The organism is Allobosea sp. P2_B12 (assembly GCF_056404835.1).
This window is the reverse complement of record NZ_JBFUDG010000006.1, coordinates 57,328-78,820: the sequence shown is the minus strand read 5'-3', so window position 1 is coordinate 78,820 and position 21,493 is coordinate 57,328. Positions and strand designations below refer to the sequence as shown.

20 protein-coding genes and 1 pseudogene are annotated in these 21,493 nt (G+C 63.9%); 4 read left to right on the top strand and 17 right to left on the bottom strand.

Annotated elements, in window-relative coordinates:
- Nucleotides 1–45: 45 nt before the first annotated feature.
- The 8 genes and pseudogenes from AC1DYU_RS15855 to AC1DYU_RS15820 all read right to left on the bottom strand — a co-directional run.
- Entirely contained in the window at nt 46–1,116 is a 1,071-nt protein-coding gene (locus tag AC1DYU_RS15855; protein ID WP_476792470.1) for an acyltransferase family protein, read from the bottom strand.
- 127 nt (nt 1,117–1,243) lie between these two features.
- A complete protein-coding gene (locus tag AC1DYU_RS15850) occupies nt 1,244–1,528 on the bottom strand; it encodes a hypothetical protein (protein WP_476792469.1) in 285 nt (94 codons plus the stop codon).
- A gap of 118 nt (nt 1,529–1,646) precedes the next feature.
- Nucleotides 1,647–2,078 carry a hypothetical protein gene (locus tag AC1DYU_RS15845; RefSeq protein ID WP_476792468.1) on the bottom strand — a complete coding sequence of 144 codons (432 nt, stop codon included), beginning with the start codon at nt 2,076–2,078 and terminating at the stop codon, nt 1,647–1,649.
- 115 nt (nt 2,079–2,193) lie between these two features.
- Nucleotides 2,194–2,418 (bottom strand): DNA gyrase inhibitor YacG, encoded by a 225-nt coding sequence (gene yacG, locus AC1DYU_RS15840; protein ID WP_476792467.1) that lies wholly within the window; start codon nt 2,416–2,418, stop codon nt 2,194–2,196.
- Nucleotides 2,411–3,232 carry an SDR family NAD(P)-dependent oxidoreductase gene (locus tag AC1DYU_RS15835; RefSeq protein WP_476792466.1) on the bottom strand — a complete coding sequence of 274 codons (822 nt, stop codon included), beginning with the start codon at nt 3,230–3,232 and terminating at the stop codon, nt 2,411–2,413. Before AC1DYU_RS15835 ends, yacG begins: the two co-directional genes overlap by 8 nt.
- 218 nt (nt 3,233–3,450) lie before the next feature.
- Nucleotides 3,451–4,647 (bottom strand): HlyD family secretion protein, encoded by a 1,197-nt coding sequence (locus AC1DYU_RS15830; RefSeq protein WP_158483663.1) that lies wholly within the window; start codon nt 4,645–4,647, stop codon nt 3,451–3,453.
- The gene (locus AC1DYU_RS15825; protein ID WP_476792465.1) at nt 4,640–5,068 is read right to left on the bottom strand and encodes a hypothetical protein; all 429 of its coding nucleotides are present in this window, start codon (nt 5,066–5,068) and stop codon (nt 4,640–4,642) included. The genes AC1DYU_RS15830 and AC1DYU_RS15825 overlap by 8 nt, the downstream gene beginning before the upstream one ends.
- 268 nt (nt 5,069–5,336) lie before the next feature.
- A pseudogene (locus AC1DYU_RS15820) lies at nt 5,337–5,669 on the bottom strand (Maf family protein); the annotation flags it as partial.
- Nucleotides 5,670–5,966: 297 nt separating this feature from the next.
- Between AC1DYU_RS15820 and AC1DYU_RS15815 the strand changes: the two are divergent.
- Entirely contained in the window at nt 5,967–8,444 is a 2,478-nt protein-coding gene (locus AC1DYU_RS15815) for a methyl-accepting chemotaxis protein (RefSeq protein ID WP_476792464.1), read from the top strand.
- Nucleotides 8,445–8,557: 113 nt separating this feature from the next.
- Here AC1DYU_RS15815 and AC1DYU_RS15810 read toward each other — a convergent pair whose 3' ends face one another.
- Entirely contained in the window at nt 8,558–9,166 is a 609-nt protein-coding gene (locus tag AC1DYU_RS15810; protein WP_476792697.1) for a Maf-like protein, read from the bottom strand.
- 344 nt (nt 9,167–9,510) lie between these two features.
- Here AC1DYU_RS15810 and AC1DYU_RS15805 point away from each other — a divergent pair, with 344 nt between their 5' ends.
- The gene (locus AC1DYU_RS15805; RefSeq protein ID WP_158483662.1) at nt 9,511–9,900 is read left to right on the top strand and encodes a hypothetical protein; all 390 of its coding nucleotides are present in this window, start codon (nt 9,511–9,513) and stop codon (nt 9,898–9,900) included.
- A 27-nt stretch (nt 9,901–9,927) separates the two neighbouring features.
- Here AC1DYU_RS15805 and AC1DYU_RS15800 read toward each other — a convergent pair whose 3' ends face one another.
- The 4 genes from AC1DYU_RS15800 to AC1DYU_RS15785 form a co-directional block, all read right to left on the bottom strand.
- Nucleotides 9,928–10,764, bottom strand: coding sequence for a CDP-alcohol phosphatidyltransferase family protein (locus AC1DYU_RS15800; RefSeq protein WP_476792463.1), 837 nt, complete (start codon nt 10,762–10,764; stop codon nt 9,928–9,930).
- Nucleotides 10,765–11,007: 243 nt separating this feature from the next.
- On the bottom strand, nt 11,008–11,727 hold the full coding sequence (locus AC1DYU_RS15795; protein WP_476792696.1) for a phosphatidylserine decarboxylase: 720 nt from the start codon (nt 11,725–11,727) through the stop codon (nt 11,008–11,010).
- Between the two features lie 120 nt (nt 11,728–11,847).
- Nucleotides 11,848–12,312, bottom strand: coding sequence for a hypothetical protein (locus AC1DYU_RS15790; protein ID WP_476792462.1), 465 nt, complete (start codon nt 12,310–12,312; stop codon nt 11,848–11,850).
- Between the two features lie 56 nt (nt 12,313–12,368).
- Nucleotides 12,369–12,923, bottom strand: a complete 555-nt coding sequence (locus AC1DYU_RS15785; RefSeq protein ID WP_476792461.1) for a hypothetical protein — start codon at nt 12,921–12,923, stop codon at nt 12,369–12,371.
- A 209-nt stretch (nt 12,924–13,132) separates the two neighbouring features.
- Here AC1DYU_RS15785 and AC1DYU_RS15780 point away from each other — a divergent pair, with 209 nt between their 5' ends.
- Nucleotides 13,133–14,497, top strand: coding sequence for a cytochrome P450 (locus tag AC1DYU_RS15780; RefSeq protein WP_476792460.1), 1,365 nt, complete (start codon nt 13,133–13,135; stop codon nt 14,495–14,497).
- Between the two features lie 12 nt (nt 14,498–14,509).
- Here AC1DYU_RS15780 and AC1DYU_RS15775 read toward each other — a convergent pair whose 3' ends face one another.
- A complete protein-coding gene (locus AC1DYU_RS15775) occupies nt 14,510–14,998 on the bottom strand; it encodes a hypothetical protein (RefSeq protein ID WP_476792459.1) in 489 nt (162 codons plus the stop codon).
- A gap of 235 nt (nt 14,999–15,233) precedes the next feature.
- Nucleotides 15,234–17,147: an ABCB family ABC transporter ATP-binding protein/permease gene (locus tag AC1DYU_RS15770; protein ID WP_476792458.1), complete on the bottom strand. Its 1,914-nt coding sequence runs from the start codon at nt 17,145–17,147 to the stop codon at nt 15,234–15,236.
- Nucleotides 17,148–17,314: 167 nt separating this feature from the next.
- Here AC1DYU_RS15770 and AC1DYU_RS15765 point away from each other — a divergent pair, with 167 nt between their 5' ends.
- Entirely contained in the window at nt 17,315–17,662 is a 348-nt protein-coding gene (locus tag AC1DYU_RS15765) for a hypothetical protein (RefSeq protein ID WP_476792457.1), read from the top strand.
- Nucleotides 17,663–17,779: 117 nt separating this feature from the next.
- On the opposite strand, the gene cimA is transcribed toward AC1DYU_RS15765, so the two are convergent.
- On the bottom strand, nt 17,780–19,378 hold the full coding sequence (gene cimA / locus AC1DYU_RS15760; protein ID WP_476792456.1) for a citramalate synthase: 1,599 nt from the start codon (nt 19,376–19,378) through the stop codon (nt 17,780–17,782).
- A 159-nt stretch (nt 19,379–19,537) separates the two neighbouring features.
- Nucleotides 19,538–21,310, bottom strand: a complete 1,773-nt coding sequence (gene cysS, locus AC1DYU_RS15755; protein ID WP_476792455.1) for a cysteine--tRNA ligase — start codon at nt 21,308–21,310, stop codon at nt 19,538–19,540.
- Nucleotides 21,311–21,493 lie beyond the last annotated feature (183 nt).

The window sequence follows — 21,493 nt, the reverse complement described above, 5'->3', positions numbered from 1 at the left end:
ACCATTCTTCCCCTCATCCAACAGCGTCCAAGCGGCCGCGACGCGTCAGTGCCGGTCGGGGTCTCCCGCTTCAGCGGATGACGAGACGTATCTGGCCCGCATCGTCAGGAACGGCGATTCGATCACGGCATAGCTCAGGGCGGCCAGAGCGACCGTCAGCGGCAGGACCAGCACAAGCCCTGTCAGATAAGGCGTCGCCAGCGGCAGCGGCATCAAACGCGCCACGAGCATCCACACCAGGATATGCCACGCATAGATCGAATAACTGATCTTGCCGAGATAGCTTAAGGCGTTCGACAGCGGGATCCGCATGTCGGCTCGAAGATAGGTGATGATCAGCGCGGCCCAGATCACCCCCTGGACATCAGGCCAAATGATCCAGAGCGGCGATGCATTGGAAAGTCCCAGCCATCTGTACAGGGCCACCAGCAAGATGTTGATGGCGACGATCATGAGAACGGGCCAATACCAGGCGAACGTCCGACCTTCGGTTTCCTTGTAGGCGATCCCAGCCAGACATCCGATCAGGAAGATGTCCAGATTCCCGAATATCGAGAAATAGGCCATGTGATAGACGGTGCCGTTCAGGACGAAGACCGCCGCGCGAGCCGTGATCAGAAGGAGGATGAGAGCGCAGTAGAACCGCGTTCCCCGGGCTTTTAGTGCCAGCGCAAGAACCGGAAACAGCAGATAGAACTGGATCTCGACCATCACGGACCATAGCTGGCCGCCAAAGGGGCCGTATGTCATCCGGTACAAATTCGAGACCGGCAGCAGGGACAGGAGATAGTCGATGCCCACGGACGAGCTGCGAGGATCGGGCGTCGAGAAATAGCCGAGCGTCACCACAAAGACGAACAGAGGATAGATTCTCAAGGCGCGGTTGATATAGAATCCCTTGACCGAGATATCCTTGCCGTAGGTGATCAAGGTCAGGATCATGCCGCTCAGTACCATGAACAGCGATACACCGATATAACCCTGATCCAGAATCGGCAGCCGAACCGTATTTTTCTGACTATAGAATATGGTCGCATGATACATCAGGACGATGAATGCTGCAAAGAATCGGAGATGATCCAGCCTGTCGATGTATTTGATATTCTGACTTTTCACCGCAATACCCTATTCACGCTTTGATCTGGAGACGATCACCGCCGAATAGCAGCCACCGATCGGGTTGCATAACATTGCCGTGGCTTGTGTTCGTCAAGAGCGGATGGCGCGCCGCGGCACTACCCCGTCAGGACAGGCGGCGGTCGCGGATGTCGGCGATGCGGTCGCAGATCGCGCGGTGCTCGGCGAGAAGCTGCTGGAGCGGCGTCAGAGGCCGGAAGGCGCGAGCGTCATGCTCGTCCTCGTCCTCGTCGCTCCAGGCTTCGATCGCCTCGTCGGCGGCTTGCAGATGATGCTCAAGCGGCGCGGCGATGGCGGGCTCGCCGCCCTCCTCGGCGATCCGCAGCGCAATCCTGAGCCGCAGCGCCTGCTCGGCTTCCAGAACGGATTCGAGTTCGTCGGTATAAGCCATCGCGTCGCTCTCACCGGCCGCGAACGGTGCGGCCGCGCGGTGTATAGCGCAAACGAAGCGAGGCGGCAGGGTGCTGCCGCCTCCTGCCGTGCAAGCGCAGCCCTCGTGTCACGCCGCGCTACTGGATGATGCCGCGCTTGATCAAGCCGTCGATATCGCAGCGGCAGGAACTGCCGACGGGCTGCGGCCGTGTCTGACAGGCGCCGCGCGAGGTCGCGCAGTAGTCGCCGAAGCGCGCGCGCGGACGATAGGGCTCGTCGTAGCCATAGCGCGGCCGTCGATCCCAGCCATCATCCCTGCCGCGATAATCCCGACCGTCCCCCCTGCCGCGATAATCGTAGGGCTGGCTCTGCACCGGCGGCTGCTGGTAGCGCTGACGCGGCTGCGGCTGCTGGTAGCCCGGGGAAGGCGGCGCCTGACGTCCGTAGCCGGGAGGCAGCGGGCCCGAGGAAGCGTCCTGCGCGACCTGATAATTCTGGGCACCGACCGAGGTCACCGACAGGAGCGCCATTGCGGCAACCGCCATAAGCGTCAGTTTGCGGATCATCATGCGTATCCTTCTCCTGGTGCCATCCGGCCTTGATCAATGCGCGGAGGGCTTGTCAGGTTCCAGCTAGCAGGGCGCTGATGAATGGCGGGTGAAACGCGCGACCTCGCCCCGCCTGTCACACGTCCTCGTCGCGCTCTCGCGCCGGCAGGCCCGTCTCGGTCTCCTCGACCGCCTCGCCGGGAATGACATAGTTGCCCTTCAGCCAGCGGCCGAGGTCGATATCGGCGCAGCGGGCCGAGCAGAAGGGCTTGTAGCGCGCGACGGCCGGCTTGCCGCAGATCGAACAGGGCTTGCCCGGGGGCGCGCTGGCGGGCGGTGGCGTATTTTCGTTGTCAGCCATATTTGAGCGTGATTCCTCCATCGACGACGAGTTCGAGGCCCGTCACATAGCGCGCCTCGTCGCTCGCCAGGAACAGCGCCGCGTAGGCGACGTCCCAAGCCTCGCCCATATGGCCCATCGGGACCTGCGCGTCACGCGCCGCCCACATCGCCTCGACGTCGCCCTCGCCATAGGCCTGGGCGAGCCCGGCGGAATGCTCGACCATCGGCGTCTTCATCAGCCCGGGCAGGATCGCGTTCACGCGGATCTTCTGGGGCGCGTATTGCACGGCGGTGGTGCGGGTGAGCTGGTTCAGCGCCGCCTTGGTGGCGGAATAGCTGGCATAGGGCACGCCGGTGTAGCGGATCGAGGCGATCGAGGAGATGTTGATGATCGAGCCGCCCTCCCCGCTCTCCTCAAACTGGCGCTGCATCACCGGGATGACGTGCTTCATGGCGAGGAAGGCGCCGGTGAGGTTGACCTTGAAGACGCGGTCCCAGACCTCTTCCGACAGCTCGACGACGCCGCCGACCTCGGCGATGCCGACATTGTTGTCGAGGATGTCGATGCGGCCATAGCGGCCGAGCGTGCGGCCGACGAGGTCGGCCACGGCCTCGTTGCTGGTCACATCCGTCTGCACTGCGAAGGCCTGCCCGCCTTCGTTCTGGATGAAGGCTGCGGTCTCCTCGGCCGCGGCGAGGTTGAGATCGGCGCAGATCACCTTCGCGCCTTCGCGGGCAAAGACCGTGGCGGTCGCCTTGCCATTGCCCCAGCCCGGCCCGATCGAGCCCGCGCCGGCCACGATCGCGACCTTGCCCCTGAGTCGTCCAGACATGCGTGTTCCTCCGTTCGGCGCGCCTTGTCAGGCTGGCGCGTTGTTCACGAGGCTCAGGATCGGGGGTTATGAGGCGAGGTGCAAGGCTGCGTGGCGCGACGCAGACCCGATCGACCGGCAATGCCGGCCGGTCCTGCTCTCTCGCGTCGCAAGCCAGCAAGTTGTGCGCCGACCGCCAGCAATATCGATGCGACGTTCAGCTGCCGCTTCTCAGCACATCAATGGCCGCCGCCGCCGGCGAGGCCAATTCCGGTAATCAGCGATCCCCAAACCTTCAGACGCAAGCCCACGGCCTTGATCACGCCGGTGGCCGCGATCAAATGTCCCGTAAATCCGCCGAGATTGTTGGTGTAGGTCTGAACGAGGCAGCCTGTGCCATCGAGCATGATCTTTTGTTGTTCTTTATGCTCAAGCTCCAGATACACCAGCAGCGATCCGCGTCGGATCCGCTCATTAAGCTCAACCAAGCGTCCTCCCGGCACAATCTGGCCGGTCGAAATCGCAGGCTGGATGTAGCGGACCCGCGCCGGGAGAATCGTGTTGCTGAAGCTCAGGCCGATATTGGTGTCGCAGGAGATTTCGGCAGGCATGCCTTCGTACAGCGCGGTGCGCGTAGCCTGAGAGAAGCCAGCCGTAATTCTGAGCGGGAGATCGTCCGGACGGTCGGGGATGATCACCATGGCTGGACTCAGGATCAGCGTCGATGCGGGACTTCCCTCGCTCATCGCCAACTGGGTTACGATACCGCCGGTGAACGAGCGCACCTCGGTCTTTTCCAGTGCGGCCTTGGCACTGTCCAAAGCCGCTTCGGCAGCCTTGCGTTGCGCGGGCAGGGATTGAGAAATGTCCACCTGCGCCAGGTTTAGCTGAGCTTGCGCGCCCGCCAAATTTGCCTCTCCGATCGCGAAGGAGGATTCCGCCAGGCGCACGGCGTCCCGAGAGCCTGAGCTCCTGGCGAGCAAGGTCTGCGCGTTCTCAAGGTCGCCCCTCAGCTTATCCAGCGATGCGCTTGATACAGCCACGCTGGCCTGCGCAACCTTGAAGTTGTCATTAGCCTTGGCTTCGGCGGCGGCAATCTTGGCAAATTCGGCCTCGGCCTGCTTCAACGCGGCTTGCTGGGTGCTGCTTTCGATCCGGAAAAGCAGATCACCGGCTGAAACCCTCTGCCAGTTCTTCACCGCGACTTCGGTGACCGGACCGCTTGTCTGCGCCACGACCGAAACAGTGCGGAAAGGCAGGAGGCCGGAATATGATTTGGGGTGAAAGTAGAATATCGCGACGAAAAGGAAGAACGCCAGGAACGCCCACAGGAATATCGCCGTTCGCATGTTCCAGACGGTCATGGCTTCGCCGCGACGCTTCAACTGGTAATAGCGGATCACGGCGGGAAAGGATGTCAGGAGCAGCTCAAGCATTCCTGGCTTCCTCAGTTTGAACGGGACGAACAGCGGAGGCGTTGTCAGGTGATCCTGCGACGACGACCGCCGGCACCGCAGCGATGTCAGGTCCCACCTTGCCAATATTAGGGACATGAAAACGGGACCAGTCCGCCATCACGGCAAGAAGGATCGCACTTACGGGGAGCAAAACGTGGAAATGCTCGAGCGGGAAGATTTCGTAGAGCAGGGCAATTGCCAGCAATGTCGGGATCGTCTTGGCAAGGGGCGTTCCCTTGGCCCTGTGTTCGGCCCACCGATCGAACGCCGCATACAGCGTCACGATCCCGTAGAGCGCGAGACAGATCAATCCCAGCGCCACCCACGCTAAAATGTCTGTATTGCCCGGAGCGGTAAACCAGGACGGCGTTGAATGCCCGAGGCTGTCTTCAATCGCCATCTGCACCAATCCTCAGCAGGCCACGCGCGGAAAATCTAAGGGCGTTTGGAGACGAACTGCAACATATAAGTGCGTCCTGGCGGCAGACGGTTTCAATATTCGTTGCGTTGGCCGACCTAATCGATTGCCTCGAACCTGCCGTACCGCGGGTCGTCAGCGCGCCCGCCGATCGTCACAATGGGATGCGGCCTGACTGCTCCGCTGTGCTTCACGGTTTTGCTTGCCGGAAGTGGACATCCGCTGCGTCAACGACCGGCCATCGGCCCCCTCACCCCACATTCATCCAGCCGAACCGCACCGGGAAGCCCTCGCCGCCGAGCAGGTTGACCGTCTCGTAGAGCGGCAGGCCGACGACGGCGGTGTAGGAGCCGACGAGCTTGACGACGAAGGAACCGGCGATGCCCTGGATGGCGTAGCCACCGGCCTTCCCGCGCCATTCGCCCGAGGCGAGATAGGTCTCGATGTCCTCTGTCGAGAGCCGCTTGAAGCGCAGCCGCGTCTCGACGACGCGCTCGCGGATCGCACCACCCGGCGTCACCAGCGCGACCGAGGTGTAGACGCGGTGCGCCCGGCCCGACAGCAGGCGCAGGCAGGCGGGAGCGGCTGCACCCAGATAAAGAGCCTACCGCAGAGGAACATTCTCAGTCATTACGTCAATCATCACTGAGATCCCCTTCAATTTTTGCTACTGCCGGGAGTTTCCGATCGCCCGATGTCGACGAAGGTATAACCGCTAGCCCTGAATCCTCAAAGCGGCTTGATCTGGATCAATGAGAGATGAAATAGATTTGGTATTATGAAGGATTTACATACCGTCATAGTGAACGAAATCTTACTATATTAACTTAATTTTATTCACTGGCAACGATTCTCTACGCAAGGTCATTTGAGGTGAAACATGAGCGCGTTCTCGGAACGGTTTCGTCGGCTGGCAAGCCCGGCATCTGCAGGACAGATTCGCCAAATTGCAACAACCGATCGACTTGAGGGCGTCGAAGCGAGCTCATTCCGTTTCGGAGGCAGGCATTCTCCGCTCGCTCTCGCATTCATATCTCCAAACGTCGACTTCGACGCAATTGCGCGACGTCTTGCAGCGCTTGCTGGCAGCACGCCCGTCATCGCGGTCAGCACCGCTGGTGAACTGTGCTCCCAGCCCGGCGAAAGCGTCTATCTAGGCACTCCCGAGGGTTGGCGCTCCATCGTCATTCAGGTCTTCTCGCCCGCGCTGATCGCCGAAACCGAGATTTTCTCGGTGCCACTGCACAGTGAGGATATTCGCAGGTCGGGCGGTGCCGCCGAACACGACCAGCGTGTCGACCGCATCGTATCCGAGCTGGGGCAGATCACCCCAAAGCTTAAGATCGATTCTCGGGACACTTTTGCGCTGACGTTTATCGACGGCTTGTCGAAGTCGGAGAACTATTTCCTCGAGGCGGTCTACCGCAGCGGCCGCTTTCCCTGCATGTTCATGGGCGGTTCGGCCGGAGGCAAACTCGACTTCCAGCGAACGTTCATTTTCGACGGACGCCGCATTCTTGAGAACCATGCGGTCATCGCGCTGATCAAGATGGCGCCGCGGCAGCGCTACGGGCTGTTTCGTAGCCAGAACTTCCGCCGAACCGATCGCTCGTTCACCATCGTCAAGGCTGATCTGAACCAGCGGACCGTCCAGTCGGTCTTCGACCCCGCAACCGGCAAGGTCTGCTCCTTCATCGAGGCGATGTGCGCCGCTTTCCAATGCGGTCCGACCGAAGTGCAAGCTGCACTTGGAAAGCGCGCTTTCGGCATCGAGATCGACGGAGAGATCTTCGTGCGCTCCGTGGCCGGCTTCGACTTCGGTGCGGATGAGGTGGCTTTCTATTGCGACATCGCCGCCGGGGATGAATTGTACATCCTCGAAGAGACTGACTTCATCCAGCAGACGCGTGAAAACGTCGAGAGCTACCTGGCCGGCAAGCCGAAGCCAGCAGGCGTGTTCATGAGCGATTGCATCCTGCGTCGCCTCGTCAACGCGAACGACCTTTCCCGCGCCACCCAGTTGTGGCCGGTACCCGCGGCTGGATTTTCGACGTTTGGCGAGTTGTTCGGCATCAACGTCAACCAGACCTTGTCGGCAATTGTGTTCTTCACGGATGTCGACGAGTCATTCAGTGATCCGCTCGTTGACAATTTTCCCGTGCTCTACGCCAAGTTCGCAAACTACTTCAGCCGACGGACATTGGCGCGGAACGAGCGCAGCCGCTCACGCCAGATGCTTCAGCGTGCATTCGGCGAAGTGATAACGGCCGCCGTTGCCGGAGATTTCTCAAACCGGGTCACCACGCAGTTCCCAGACGAGGAGCTGAACAGGCTTGCCGCCAACGTCAACACGCTGGTGGAAACCGTCGATCGCGGCCTGGGCGAAACATGCGAGGTCCTCGCGGCTTTGGCCGAAGGCGATCTCACCAATTTCGTTCGCTCCAGCTATAGCGGGCGCTTCGCCGAGCTGAAGCAAGGCATTAACGGCACGATCGAGCGCCTCTCGCACGCGCTCCAGACCATCCAGACAACATCGGGCGAAGTGGCGGGATCTGCGCGGGAGATCCGTGCCGGCGCGAACGACCTCTCGAACCGCACTGAAGACCAGGCTTCGAGCCTTCAGCAAACGGCCGCGACCACAGAGCAACTCGCAGCCTCGGTCAAATCGAGCGCAACTGGATCTCGTCAGGCCGCGATGCTCGCCGAGGAGGCCCTGAAGACGGCCGATTCGGGAGGCGATATCGTTCGCCGTGCTGTCGATGCGATGAAGCGTATCGACGAAGGCTCCCGGAGGATTTCAGAGATCAACTCTGTCATCGATGGCATCGCCTTCCAGACGAATTTGCTAGCCTTGAACGCCGCCGTCGAAGCTGCTCGTGCCGGCGACGCAGGAAAAGGCTTCGCGGTCGTGGCTTCCGAAGTCCGCACCCTCGCCCAGCGCTCCTCCCAAGCCGCGAAGGACATCACCACCCTGATCAGCTCATCGACGGACGTGGTCAAGGAAGGCGTGGAACTCGTACAACAAGCCGGTCAGTCGCTAGAGCAGATCTTGGCGGCCTCGCGCAAAGTATCGACTACGATCGCCGAAATTGCTTCGGCTTCCGCAGAACAAGCGAACGGCATCGACGAAATGAGCCGGGCCGTCGCGCATATGGATGAAATGACGCAGCAAAACGCAGCCCTGTCAGAGGAAAGCGCCGCGTCCTCGACTGCCCTGACGGACCAGATCGAGCGGCTCGACCAGCTGCTGGCCGCCTTCAGGCTCCCTCAAGCAAGCGGGGGACGAAGCCTGCCTCATGCTTTCGCTCAGCAAGCCTATCCCGCCGCTGCAAACATTCGCGCCTTTGCGAAACGCTAAGCGCCCGCACAGACGGGTCCGCAAGGGGCCAAATATGCCCGGGAGCGCGTTCGCAGATTGGCCTGACCAAGAGCCGACGTTCCGGGAGTCCGGGAAAGGGCCAACAGCCCCCCTCACCCCACATTCATCCAGCCGAAGCGGATCGGGAAACCCTCGCCTCCCAGCAGGTTCACCGTCTCGTAGAGCGGCAGGCCGACGACGGCGGTGTAGGAGCCGACGAGCTTGACGACGAAGGAGCCTGCGATGCCCTGGATGGCGTAGCCACCGGCCTTCCCGCGCCATTCGCCCGAGGCGAGATAGGTCTCGATGTCCTCTGTCGAGAGCCGCTTGAAGCGCAGCCGCGTCTCGACGACGCGCTCGCGGATCGCACCACCCGGCGTCACCAGCGCGACCGAGGTGTAGACGCGGTGCGCCCGGCCCGACAGCAGGCGCAGGCAGGCGGCAGCCTCGTCGACGATCTCGGCCTTGGGCAGGATGCGCCGACCGGCCGCGACGACCGTGTCGGCCGCGATGATGTAGCAGCCTTCGAGATCGGGGCGGCTGGCAGCGCCGATGCGCGCGGCCTGCGCCTTCTCGCGGGCGAGGCGGCGGGAGAGGTCGCGCGGACGCTCGCCCTTCAGCGGCGTCTCGTCGAGATCGGCCGGCAGCATCGCGTCGGGCTTCAGCCCCGCCTGTTCGAGCAGCGCGAGGCGGCGTGGTGAGGCCGACGCCAGCACCAGCATCGGCCGCCAGCCGGGATGTTTGGGAGAGGCAAAGAAGCTCAAGGGCAGTCCGATACGATTCAGGCGCGGCCGGACGCCGCGCCTCAAGGCTCTAGAGCATTTTCGGCGATGGATAAATCCACCGCGCCAGCCATGCGCCCGGGGCGGAATTGCGCAGCAGAATGCGCCACACCATTCAGCATGAGCATAAAATCGCCAACAAGAATGCGTGATTCCGCATTGCACAATTTGACGCAACGGGCCCATTCTTCCTCCTGCGAGGCGTTGCGGCCGTCGTGCGGGATGCGCCCATGCGCATTTCTCCTGGGAGCCTTGCCTCCCAAAGTCCCGGAGCCAACCACCACATGGCGATATCGAGCAAGAAGCCGCGTTCCGTCACCGGGACGGGCGTGGAAGCGCAGGCTCTCGCGGCGCGGATGGTTACGCTGCAGGCCGATGCCGGCCTGACCATCGCTATGCGCATGCCGATCCTGCTGAAGGGCGTGCTCGGCGACAGCCATGGCCAGCACGAGGCTGCCAAGGCGGTCACCGAGAAGGTCTCGGCCGTGATGGAGAGCGGGTTCGCCGCCGGTCACGCTACGGTGATGTTCTGGTGGGGTCTGGCGCTGAATCCCCTGGCGCCGCTCGATTTCGCCGAGGCTGCAGCCAAGGTCGCCAACAGCACGCTGGAGCCGTTCTCGAAGCGCACCAGCGCCAATGCAGCGCGGCTGACCGGCCGCGGGCGCAAGCGGTAGCCGCGCGACCGCGGGCTTCCGCCGTGGTCAGACGGCTTCGGGCGGGACGTCGATCGGCACGGCCGGGGCGGCTGCATGCTCGCGCTCCAGCTTGCGGTAGCGGGCGACGCTGAGCGGGATCAAGGCGAGATAGGCGATGACGACGAGCGCCAGCATCTCGAACGGATAGGCGAAGAGCAGCCCTGCGACGACCACGACCGCGACGAAGATCGGCAGCACCTTGTCGCGCGGAACCCGCGTCCCCAGCGTCTTGCCGGCATAGCAGGGAATGCGCGAGATCGTCAGGAAGGCGATGAACAGGATATAGGCGCCGACCGGAAGAGCGCCGTACTCCTGCACGGGCACGCCGATGAAGTGCAGGTAGAGCGGCAGCATAGCGGTGATCGCACCAGCGGGCGCCGGCATGCCGACGAAGAAGTTCTTCTGCCATTCCGGCCGGTCGGGATCGTCGATCATGACGTTGAAGCGCGCGAGCCGCAGCGCCATCGCGCAGGCCAGCGTCAGCACGATGATCCAGCCAAACGACTTCAGGTCGTGCAGCACGAAGATCCACAGCACATAGCCGGTGGCGACGCCGAAATTGACGAAATCAGACAACGAATCGAGCTCGGCGCCGAAGCGCGAGGTGCCCTTGAGCATGCGCGCGAGACGCCCGTCGACGCCGTCGAGCGCAGCCGCGACCAGGATGCAGATGGTCGCGGTGTCGAGCTTGCCCTCGACGACGAGGCGCATGGCGGTCAGCCCGAGGCAGAGCGCCAGCAGGGTGATCACATTGGGCGCGATCAGCCGAAACGGGATCGGCTTGAAGCGGGCGCGCCTGGATTCGACGCGTTCGGGCTCGAAGGGGGGAAAGAGGTCGCTCATACGAGCCGGAATACGCGGTTTTGGGGGCGGAGGCTAGGCGGGAGAAAGTTCGTCATGGTCACCGCGTGAACCGCGGGGAACCCCTCTCCTGTAAGGAGAGGGGCAGGGGTGAGGTGTCGGCCCTTGACCAGTCAACTTCGAGGCGCGGCTGTGAGGTTGCGACCGAAACGCTGATGACGGCCGGCCCCTCACCCCTGCCCCACTCCCTACGGGAGAGGGTTCCCCGCGCCTTCTCGTGACGGCTCAAATCCCCCGGAACATCCGCGCCGCGAGTTCGCCACCAGCGAAATCGGCCAGCACGGTCTCGCCCGCAAACGCCGTCTGACCTTCGCCAACCAGCGGGATGACGCCGACCGGCAGGTAGACGTCGACGCGCGAGCCGAAGCGGATCAGGCCGAAGCGCTCGCCGGTGCCGATCACGTCACCCTCCTTGACGAAGGGCACGATGCGGCGGGCGATCAGCCCGGCGATCTGTACGACGCCGACGATGCCGGCGCTGGTCTCGATCGCCAGCGCATTGCGCTCGTTGTCGTCGCTCGCCTTGTCGAGTTCGGCGTTGAGGAAGAGGCCGGGCGTATAGGCCATCTTGACGATGCGGCCGGGCACCGGCGCGCGATTCACATGGCAGTCGAAGACGTTCATGAAGATCGAGATGCGGGTCATCGGCTCGGCCGGGAGGTTCAACTCCGGCGGCGGCAGGGCCGAAGCGATCTGGCTGACGCGGCCATCGGCCGGCGAGATCACCAGTCCCTCGCGCTGCGGCGTGATCCTGATCGGGTCGCGGAAAAAATAGCAGATCCAGAGCGTGATGATCGCGCCGATCCAGCCGAAGGGCGACCAGAGATTGGCAAGCACGATCGTCGCAACCAGGGCGATCGCGATGAAGACATAGCCCTCCTTGTGGATGGGCACGATCACCTTGCGGACGGAATCGACGAGCGACATGGGTTCAAGTTCCAGGATGTGGCTGGCGCGGCGTTTGCGCGTGCGGCTGTGGCCTATCGCGGAGTTGGTCCGCAAGCTTTGGTGCGTGGTGTAAGAGGTTCGGAGCCGCGGGGAAAGGGGTGTGCGACAGCTTGTCCCCTATCCGCCGGGGCAGTGCTGCACGAGATCGGCAAGCGCGCGCCGGCTCGCCGTGAGATCGAAGGTGGCTGAGACGGCGTTTCCATCCGCGACCGGAACGGAAACGACCAACCGCGCCGTCGCAAGGACCAGTTTCAGCAGCCCCGTGGGCGACGGCAGGTGGATGGCATGATCGTCGCCGACCACACCATCGATTGCGCTCGAAGGGTGAGCGTCGGGCTGCAGCGACAGGGCCGCGCTCCGCCGCGTGGCGCCGAAAAGCCCCTCGTCCTTCAGCGGAACAAGCGCAATCGATAGATTGGCGTCGATGCAGCGAATGGCCAGGCCAAAGGACGACTTCTTGCCGGAGACGATGGCGGCGACGTCCTTGTGCCCGTTTGCCTTGTCATGGGTGACCACGGCCCAGGGGCCGATCGTCTTGACTCCGCTCGCCTGGGCCAGGCTCGCGGCCTGGGTCAGCGCCACCAATATCCCTGAGAACACGGCGATCCGCCGCAAGCTCCGCCCGACCACGGCCCAACTCATCGCGATACCGACCCCAATGGCTTGCTGATCGGCGTCAGGAACTGGCGCCATTCCGGTGGAACAGGCTGGCCGATCTCGGCCGGGAAGGCTGGCAGCAACGAAAAGGCGAGCGGCTGGTCAAGCTTGTCGCTCTGGAGCACGAGCGTGTCAGACCTGAGAAGCCGGGCCGAATGACGCGGAACGACCGCTCCGGCCGCGACGACCATGCCGCCAACGCTCAGCACGAAGCAGGAATCGAGAGGATTCCAAGACTTCTCCTGCGGCAGGACAGGCGCGGCCGGCACCGCCGATTGCGCAAACTGCCCACCCTGCCAGTGGACCGTCAAGGCCTCGTCGAGCCGCAGGGGCGCATGGGGAAACGTCAAGGCAGCAGACATCGGCCATAACCGCCCTTTTGGCACAGCGCAGGCTGTCAGGAGGCCGGGGCGACTCGGCTGCAAGACCCAGAGCGACCAGCCCTGCATCGGTTCGGCGCCAGAGGAGCCGATCGCGAAGCAGGCCACAAGGCCGATCCCCAGAAGCACCTCCAAGAGGCGCAGGCGCTTCCACATCTCGCCCACCATGTCAGCGGAGCCGTGGCGTCATGGGTACGGCCCGCACATGCGAAGTGCAAGGGAGGATCGCCGACGCCATTTTCTCGAGAAGATTGCCGGCACGGAACCCTGCTCCGCGAGATCCTGCCGATCAGCGGCAGATGAAAAGCGGCGCATTGGCGCCCCATTCCCGAGGGAATATCGCGCATGACGACGGAGACCGCGCCGTGACACTGACCGCCCTCGATGCAGCAAAGCCCTCCGGGTTGGTCGAGAGCCGGCGTCCGGCATTGTCCGTGATCGCCTCGCTGCTACGCAACCCTCTGCAGGCGATGCCGCCGGAGGTCTATCGCGAGAAGCTCGTGCTGGCGAAGACGGGCGGGCGCACCAGCCTCTATGTCTGCGACCCCGCCATGATCCAGGAGGCGCTGACGAAGCAGGCCGCCTGCCTCGGCAAGGGCGATCTGATCCGCAAGGTGCTGGGACCGGCCATCGGCGAGGGGCTGCTGACGGCCGACGGCGCGCATTGGCGCTGGCAGCGCCAGGCGGTGGCGTCGGGCTTCCAGCATGAGCGGCTGCTCGGCTTCCTGCCGGCGATGATCGCAACGGCGCAAGCGACGCGCGAGCGCTGGCTGGCGGCGCCCGGGCCGCTCGATATCGGCCACGAGATGATGCGCACGACCTTCGACATCATCATCGAGACGATGCTGTCGGGCTCGCAGGCGCTCGATGTCGGCAAGGTCGAGCGGGCCATTTCGGACTATCTCGAACCGACCAATTTCATGTTCGTCTACAACCTGTTCGGCGCGCCCGGCTGGCTGCCCTATCCCGGCCGCAGCAAGGCCAGAGCTTCCGTCAGCTATCTGCGCGAGAGCCTCGGCGGGCTGGTGGCACAGCGCCGGACCGATGCGGAGCCTCGCGGCGACCTGCTCGACATGCTCATGGAGAGCGCCGATCCGGAAACCGGGCGGGCGATGAACGATGTCGAGATCGTCGATAACCTGCTGACCTTCGTCACCGCCGGCCATGAGACGACGGCGCTCGGCCTCGCCTGGACGCTGCATCTGCTCTCGCAGCATCGCCAGCACGAGGCCGCCGTGCTCGCCGAGATCGCAGGCGTTACCGGCGGTGGGCCGCTGCGGCCGGAGCACGTCGCGGCGCTGCCTCTGACCAAGGCCGTGTTCCAGGAGGCGATGCGGCTTTATCCGCCGGCTCCGGTCATCACCCGCCAGGTCGAGGCTCCGTTCACGCTCGGCGGCGTCTCGCTCAGCGAAGGCATGGTGCTCTATGTGCCGATCCAGGCGGTGCACCGGCATGAACGGCTCTGGGATCGGCCGGATGAATTCGACCCCGGCCGGTTTGCACCGGAAGCGGTCCGCGCAAGGCACCGCTACGCCTATCTGCCGTTCGGTGCCGGGCCGCGCATCTGCATCGGCAGCGCCTTTGCCACGATGGAGGCGGTCGCGATCCTCGCCGTGCTGCTGCCGGCGCTGCGGCTCGAACCGGTCTCCACTCGGGCGCCCGAGCCGACGCTGAAGATCACGCTGCGGCCGAAGCGGCCGCTGCGGATGAGCGCCGTCGCGCGCGCCTGAGCGGGAGCCTTTTCAGGCCAGCGCGCGGTAGGTCGTGAAGCGCCGCGCCGCCAGCCAGGTCAGCACGACGAAGACCACGAACAGCAGTCCTTCCGAAATGGCGAAGGGCGGCTCGGACTGGGTCGGCGCCATCGCCCGCAGTGCCGGGACCTTGGAGAAGAGCTGCGCGACCAGCACGAAGAGCAGCAGGTAGAAGGTCAACATCACCGTGATGGCATAGGTGCGACGCCAGACGCCATCCAGCCGGCGGGCATAGAGCGCGTAGCCCGCGATACCGACGAGCAACAACGAGATCGCGCCGACAATGTGTGAGGGCAGCACGCCGTTGAAGGGAAAGCCGTATCCGGTCGCGCTGGTGGCGAAGGCCGTCGAGAGGAAGACGCCGGTCCAGCCGGGCCGGACATGGCCTTTCAGCAAGCTCGCCGCGACGGGAAATCCCGCCACGATGGCGACCAGGCTGAGCCAGGTGTGAAAGCCTACGAATGTGGTCGGATCGAACATCTGGAAGCCCCCCGGCGCTAGCCGGAGCAGGCGACTCCGGTGGTCGCAGGATGCCGGAAACCGCTCGCAGATGCGAGCGATTTCAATTCGAATGCTGCGTCGCAGGTTGGCAAAGCAGACCCGTCATGCTCGCCCTTGTGGCGAGCATCCACGTCTTCAACACGACCTTCGATCAGCGAAGACGTGGATGGTCGGGACAAGCCCGACCAGACGGCACGAGGGACGCCACTCTGCCCTACGGCGTCAGCGAAACCCGCACGCTCGGCTCTTCCTCGGCGGTGGCGCGCTGCAGCGTCGCCTTGGCCTCGTCGACCTGGCGCTGGCGGTTCCACAGCGCCGCATAGATGCCGTTAGCGGCGAGCAGGTCGCGGTGGTGGCCGCGTTCCGCGATCAGGCCCTTGTCGAGCACGATGATCTCGTCGGCATTGATCACGGTCGAGAGCCGGTGGGCGATGACCAGCGTGGTGCGGCCTTCGCTGACCCGGTCGAGCGCGTCCTGAATTTCCTTCTCGGTGAAGGAATCGAGTGCCGAGGTCGCCTCGTCCAGCACCAGCACGGGCGGGCCCTTCAGGATGGTGCGGGCGATGGCGACGCGCTGCTTTTCGCCGCCCGAGAGCTTCAGGCCGCGCTCGCCGACCGAGGTGGCGTAGCCCTCCGGCAAGGATTTGATGAAGCGGTCGATCTGGGCGAGGCGCGCGGCCTCCTCGACCTCGGCTTCCGTCGCCTCGGGACGGCCGTAGCGGATGTTGTATTCGATCGTGTCGTTGAACAGCACCGTGTCCTGCGGGACCATGCCGATGGCGGCGCGCAAGCTTACCTGCTGCACGTCGGCGATGGGCTGGCCGTCGATCAGGATGCGGCCCTTCTGCGGCTCGTAGAAGCGGAAGAGCAGCCGCGAGATCGTCGACTTGCCGGCACCCGAGGGGCCGACGATGGCGATCGTCTTGCCCGCCGGTACGGTGAAGGAAATGCCCTTCAGGATTGGCCGCTCGGGGATATAGGCGAAATGCACGTCCTCGAAGGTGACCTCGCCGGCCGGAACGGCAAGCGGCTTGGCGCCCGGCTTGTCCTGGATCTCGGGGTCCTTGCCGATGAGGGAAAACATCTGCTCGATGTCGAGGGTTGCCTGCTTGATCTCGCGATAGACGGTGCCCATGAAATTCAGCGGCTGATAGAGCTGGATCAGCATGGCGTTGATCAGCACGAAATCGCCGACGGTCAGCGTTCCCGCGCGGAAGCCCTGCACGGCCATGACCATCGAGATCGTCAGGCCCGTGGCGAAGATCGCGGCCTGGCCGAAATTCAGCCAGGCGAGCGATGTGTAGGCCTTGACCGAATTGCGCTCGTAGCGCGCCATTGAGACGTCGTAGCGCGCGGTCTCGCGGGCCTCGGCGCCGAAATACTTCACAGTCTCGTAGTTGAGCAGCGAGTCGATCGCCTTCGAATTGGCGTCGGTGTCGGACTCGTTCATCTGGGTGCGGATGGCGATGCGCCACTCCGTCGCCTTGATGGTGTAGGCCATGTAGGTGGTGACCATCACGACCAGCACGACGACATAGACCCAGTTGAAGATCGTCAGCAGCACGGCGATGATCAAAACGAGCTCGATCACCACCGGCACGAGCTGGTTCAGGCCGAGCCGGACCATCTCCTCGATGCCGTTGCGGCCGCGCTCCAGAACCCGCGTCAGTCCGCCCGTCTTGCGTTCGAGATGGAAGCGCAGCGAAAGATGATGCAGGTGGCCGAAGGTCTGCAGCGCCAGCGTCCGGACCGCATGCATGAAGACCGGCGCAAAGAGCGCGTCACGCAACTGGATGAAGGCGGCGGAGCCGACGCGGGCGAGACCGTAGATCACCGTCAGGGCCAACGGCGCTCCAACCAGCCAGGGCAGCCAGTGCTGCAAGCTCGACGGCGTGTTAGCGAGCGCATCCGTCGCCCATTTGAAGGCGAACGGCACGCCCATCAGCACGACGCGGCCTATGACCAGCAGGGCGAAGGCGAGCACGACGCGCTTGCGCAGATCGGCGCGGTCCGCCGGCCAGAGATAGGGCCAGAGCGCGCGGAAGGTCTCAACGAAGCCGGAGCCCGGCTGGAGCAAGGCGGGGCGCACGAAGGTCGGCGCCGGAGGCGGCGCTACAGGCGGTGACATCTTGGGACGATTCCAGGTTGGGAGGCTGATATAGGGCCAATCGCCAGCGAATGCATGGGGCGTCGCGCAGGGCGGGATTGCGGCGGCGGCTGCCTTGCTTACGTCCCATGCGCGGTGTCAGATCGCACTCGGAGCGCCCAAGGCGCGTCACCGGGGACAAAACAACCATGAAAATTCAACGCGTTGTCGTGACCGGACTGCTCGGGATCAGCGTCGGCCTTCTGTCTGGCGCCCTGCCCGCCGCCGCCCAGAAGGCCAAGCCACCGGCCCAGATCACCATCAAGAACATGCGAACCGCACCGCTCACCCTGTTCGAGATCGCCACCGGCGGTGACCAGCCCCGCCTCGTCGGCAAGATCGCCAAGCCGCTGGCGCCGGGCCAGAGCGTCGCCGTAAAACTGAACAAGCCGGCCGGCTGCAGCTATTTCGTGCTGGCGAAGTTCGGCGACGAGGCCGAGAGCGACGCCGAGGGCATGGATTTGTGCAAGGACAGGATTATTCGCCTGACGGAGTGAGGGTCGCTGGCTCCACCGTCATGCTCGCCCTTGTGGCGAGCATCCACGTCTTGAACGCAAGCCTCGACGAAAGAAGACGTGGATGGTCGGGACAAGCCCGACCATGACGGAAGCGCCTCACACCGTCGCGCCAGCCCGCAGCAGCTTGTAGGTGATCGAGTCGACCAGCGCCTGGAACGAGGCGTCGATGATGTTGGCGCTGACGCCGACCGTGGTCCAGCGCTCGCCGGTTTCGTCCATGGATTCGATCAGGACGCGCGTCACCGCATCGCTGCCGCCCTGGAAGATGCGAACCTTGTAGTCCACCAGCCTTAGGCCCTCGATCAGCGCCTGGTAGCGGCCGAGATCCTTGCGCAGCGCCTGGTCGAGGGCGTTGACCGGACCGGACGGGCCTTCTGCTGCCGTGATCAGCACCTCGCCGCCGACCGTCAGCTTCACGATCGCCTCCGAGAAGGTGACGAGGTCGCCGAGCGCATTGTGGCGGCGCTCGACATTCACAGCGAAGCGCTCGACCGTGAAATAATCCGGCACCTCGCCCATGATGCGCTTGACCAGCAGCATGAAGGAGGCGTCGGCGCCCTCGAAGGCATAGCCCTGCGCTTCCTTCTCCTTGATCTCCTCCAGCACCCGGCCGAGGCGCGGGTCGTCTCGCCCGAGCGTGACGCCGATGCGCTCGAGCTCGGCGACGAGGTTCGACTTGCCGCCCTGATCCGAGATCAGCACCTTGCGCGTATTGCCGGTCGCCTCGGGCGGGACATGCTCATAGGTGCGCGGGTCCTTCAGCACGGCCGAGGCATGGATGCCGGCCTTGGTGGCGAAGGCCGAGGCCCCGACGAAGGGCGCGTGCCGGTTCGGCACCCGGTTCAGCATCTCGTCGAGCTGACGCGAAGTATGGGTCAACTCGCCAAGCTGTGCCTCATTGACACCGATCTCGAAGCGGCCGCGATAGCGATCCTTGAGCTTGAGCGCGCCGATCAGCGTCACCAGATTGGCATTGCCGCAGCGCTCGCCGAGGCCGTTCAGCGTGCCCTGGATCTGGCGCACGCCGGCCTCGATCGCGGCCAGCGAATTGGCGACAGCGCAGCCGCAATCATCATGGGCGTGGATGCCGAGATTCTCGCCGGGAACGACCTTGGCTACCTCGGCGACGATGGCCGAGATCTCGTCGGGCAGCGTGCCGCCATTGGTGTCGCAGAGCACGACCCAGCGCGCCCCGACATCATAGGCTGCCCGGGCGCAGGCCAGCGCATAATCAGGATTGGCCTTGTAGCCGTCGAAGAAATGCTCGCAGTCGAGCATGACCTCGCGGCCGGCGGCCTTGGCGGCCTGGACGCTTTCGCGGATGCCGGCGAGGTTCTCCTCGAGCGAAATCTCGAGCGCGACATGGACATGATAGTCCCAGGCCTTGGCGACAAAGACGATGGCATCGGCCTTGGCCTCCAGCAGCGCCGCGATGCCGGGGTCGTTGGCGGCCGAGCGCCCTGCCCGCTTGGTCATGCCGAAGGCGGCGAACTTCGCCTTGGTCGTCGGCTTGCTCGCGAAGAAGGCGGTGTCGAGCGGATTGGCGCCGGGATAGCCGCCCTCGACATAGTCGATGCCGAGCTTGTCGAGCATGGCGGCGACCGCGCGCTTGTCGTCGAGCGAGAAATCGACGCCGGTGGTCTGCGCGCCGTCGCGCAGCGTCGTGTCGAAGAGATGGATGCGCTGCGCTGTCACGGCTTGCGTCGCAATTTGAAGCGCAGCACGCGCGGCATCACCATGGCGAGCATGACGAGCTTCATGGCGATGGACAGCGCGCCGGCACGGCGGATTTTCGGGGTCATGAGCGTCGTTCTTCTTGTTTGTTGAAGCGGAATGCGGGAGTGGCGTCGCGGTTCATCGCTTCACCTCCCAGGTCGTGGTCGGCTCGCCGGTGGCGGGGTCCTTGCCGTCCTTGAGCGCGATGCCCATGGCGGCGAGCTCGTCCCGGATGCGGTCGGATTCAGCGAAATTCTTGGCGCGGCGGGCGTCCAGGCGGGCGGCGATGAGGCGCTCGATCTCACGATCGTGAGCGCCGATCGACGGCCTTAGATTTAGCTCGAACGCATCGATCTGACTGGCCAAACCTCCAGTTTCTGGTCGCAGGGCCTCGATATTCTCGTCAACCCAATCCCTCAGAGCGAAAAGCGCTGCAATGGTTTTTGCGTGCGGTCGTAACAAGCCCGTCTTTGACGTTGGCCGTTCGACAGCACTACGCACAATATTGCGCATCTCATTTTTCGAGAGAGCGCCGAGCGTGTTTATGACATACGTCGTGGCCCGAGCTGCCGTTACGAACTTGCTCGCCTCGGGTTTAAATCCAAGAAGTTGAAGCATAATACTTACTTCACGCCTATCGCTATTTCGATAGCCGAATTTTCCATCTACAATCGTATCAATCAGCGTAAACGCTTCTGATAAATTTAGGTCATCGCATAGACTTGTTAGAAATCTTTCTCGGAACCGATTTTTCTTTGCATAAGTCGCTCGCTCAGCAGCAAACTCATTCCACCGAGAAAGGCGCGCCTCCGCCTCCTCCAACGCCTTCACCGTCCAGTCGATCGGCTGGCGGTAATGCGTCTTCAGCATTGCGAGGCGCAGCACCTCGCCTGGCCATTTGCGCCCGCCGAAGGTCTCCGTCTCCAGCAGTTCGTTGATCGTGACGAAGTTGCCGAGCGACTTCGACATCTTCTCGCCTTCGACCTGCAGGAAGCCATTATGCATCCAGTAGTTGGCCATGCGGCCGGTACCGTCCGCGCCGCCAAAGGCGCAGCAGGATTGGGCGATCTCGTTTTCATGGTGCGGGAAGACGAGGTCGATGCCGCCGCCATGGATGTCGAACAGGTTCTTCCGCGGATCGTCGCAGGAGAGCCCGCCGCCGAAGGGTTCGAGCAGCTTCGCCATCGACATGGCCGAGCATTCGATGTGCCACCCCGGGCGGCCGGGCGTCACGATGCCGGCCGGCGAGGGCCAGCCCGGATCGATGCCGTCGCGGCTCGGCTTCCACAGTACGAAGTCCATCGGATCGCGCTTATAGGGGGCGACGTCGACGCGGGCGCCGGCGATCATCTCGTCGAGCGGGCGGCGCGCCAGCGAACCATATTTGGGCGCCGACCGGAGATGCGCGACGGCCGGCACATGGAACAGCACATGCTCCTCGGCGACATAGGCGACGCCACGCGCGATCAGGCGCTCGATGATCGCCTTCATCGCCTCAATATGGTCGGTGGCGCGCGGCTCCTCGTCGGGTCGCAGGTTGCCGAGCGCGTCGATGTCGGCGTGGAACTGCGCCGTCGTGGCTTGCGTAACCTTCGCGATCGCCTCGTTCAGGGGCAGGCCCGGCCAGTCGCGGGCTGCCCTCGCGTTGATCTTGTCGTCGACGTCGGTGAGGTTGCGGGCATAGGTGACCTTGGTCTCGCCCTTGCCGCCATCCCACACGCCCTGCTTCGCCAAATGCTTGAGCAGCCGGTAGAGCACGTCGAAGACGATGACCGGGCGGGCATTGCCGATATGGGCGTAGTCATAGACCGTCGGGCCGCAGACATACATCCGGACGTTGGCCGGATCGACCGGGACGAAGTCCTCCTTCGTCCGCGTCAGCGTGTTGTAGAGCCTGAGGGTCGGCGACATCGGGGCGGGTATCCTGGCAAACGAAGACGAACGTGACGGCGAGCCTGTCCTGGCCGTTGGCCGGGGCGCTGTCTGTCTTTCCGTTTCAGGACGAGGACGTGAGCAGCCGGCCAGCGAAAGCTAGCGGCAAATCATGCAAATTGGGTTGAGGGCTCGCGTCATCACAAATGGATTGCCTGTGCG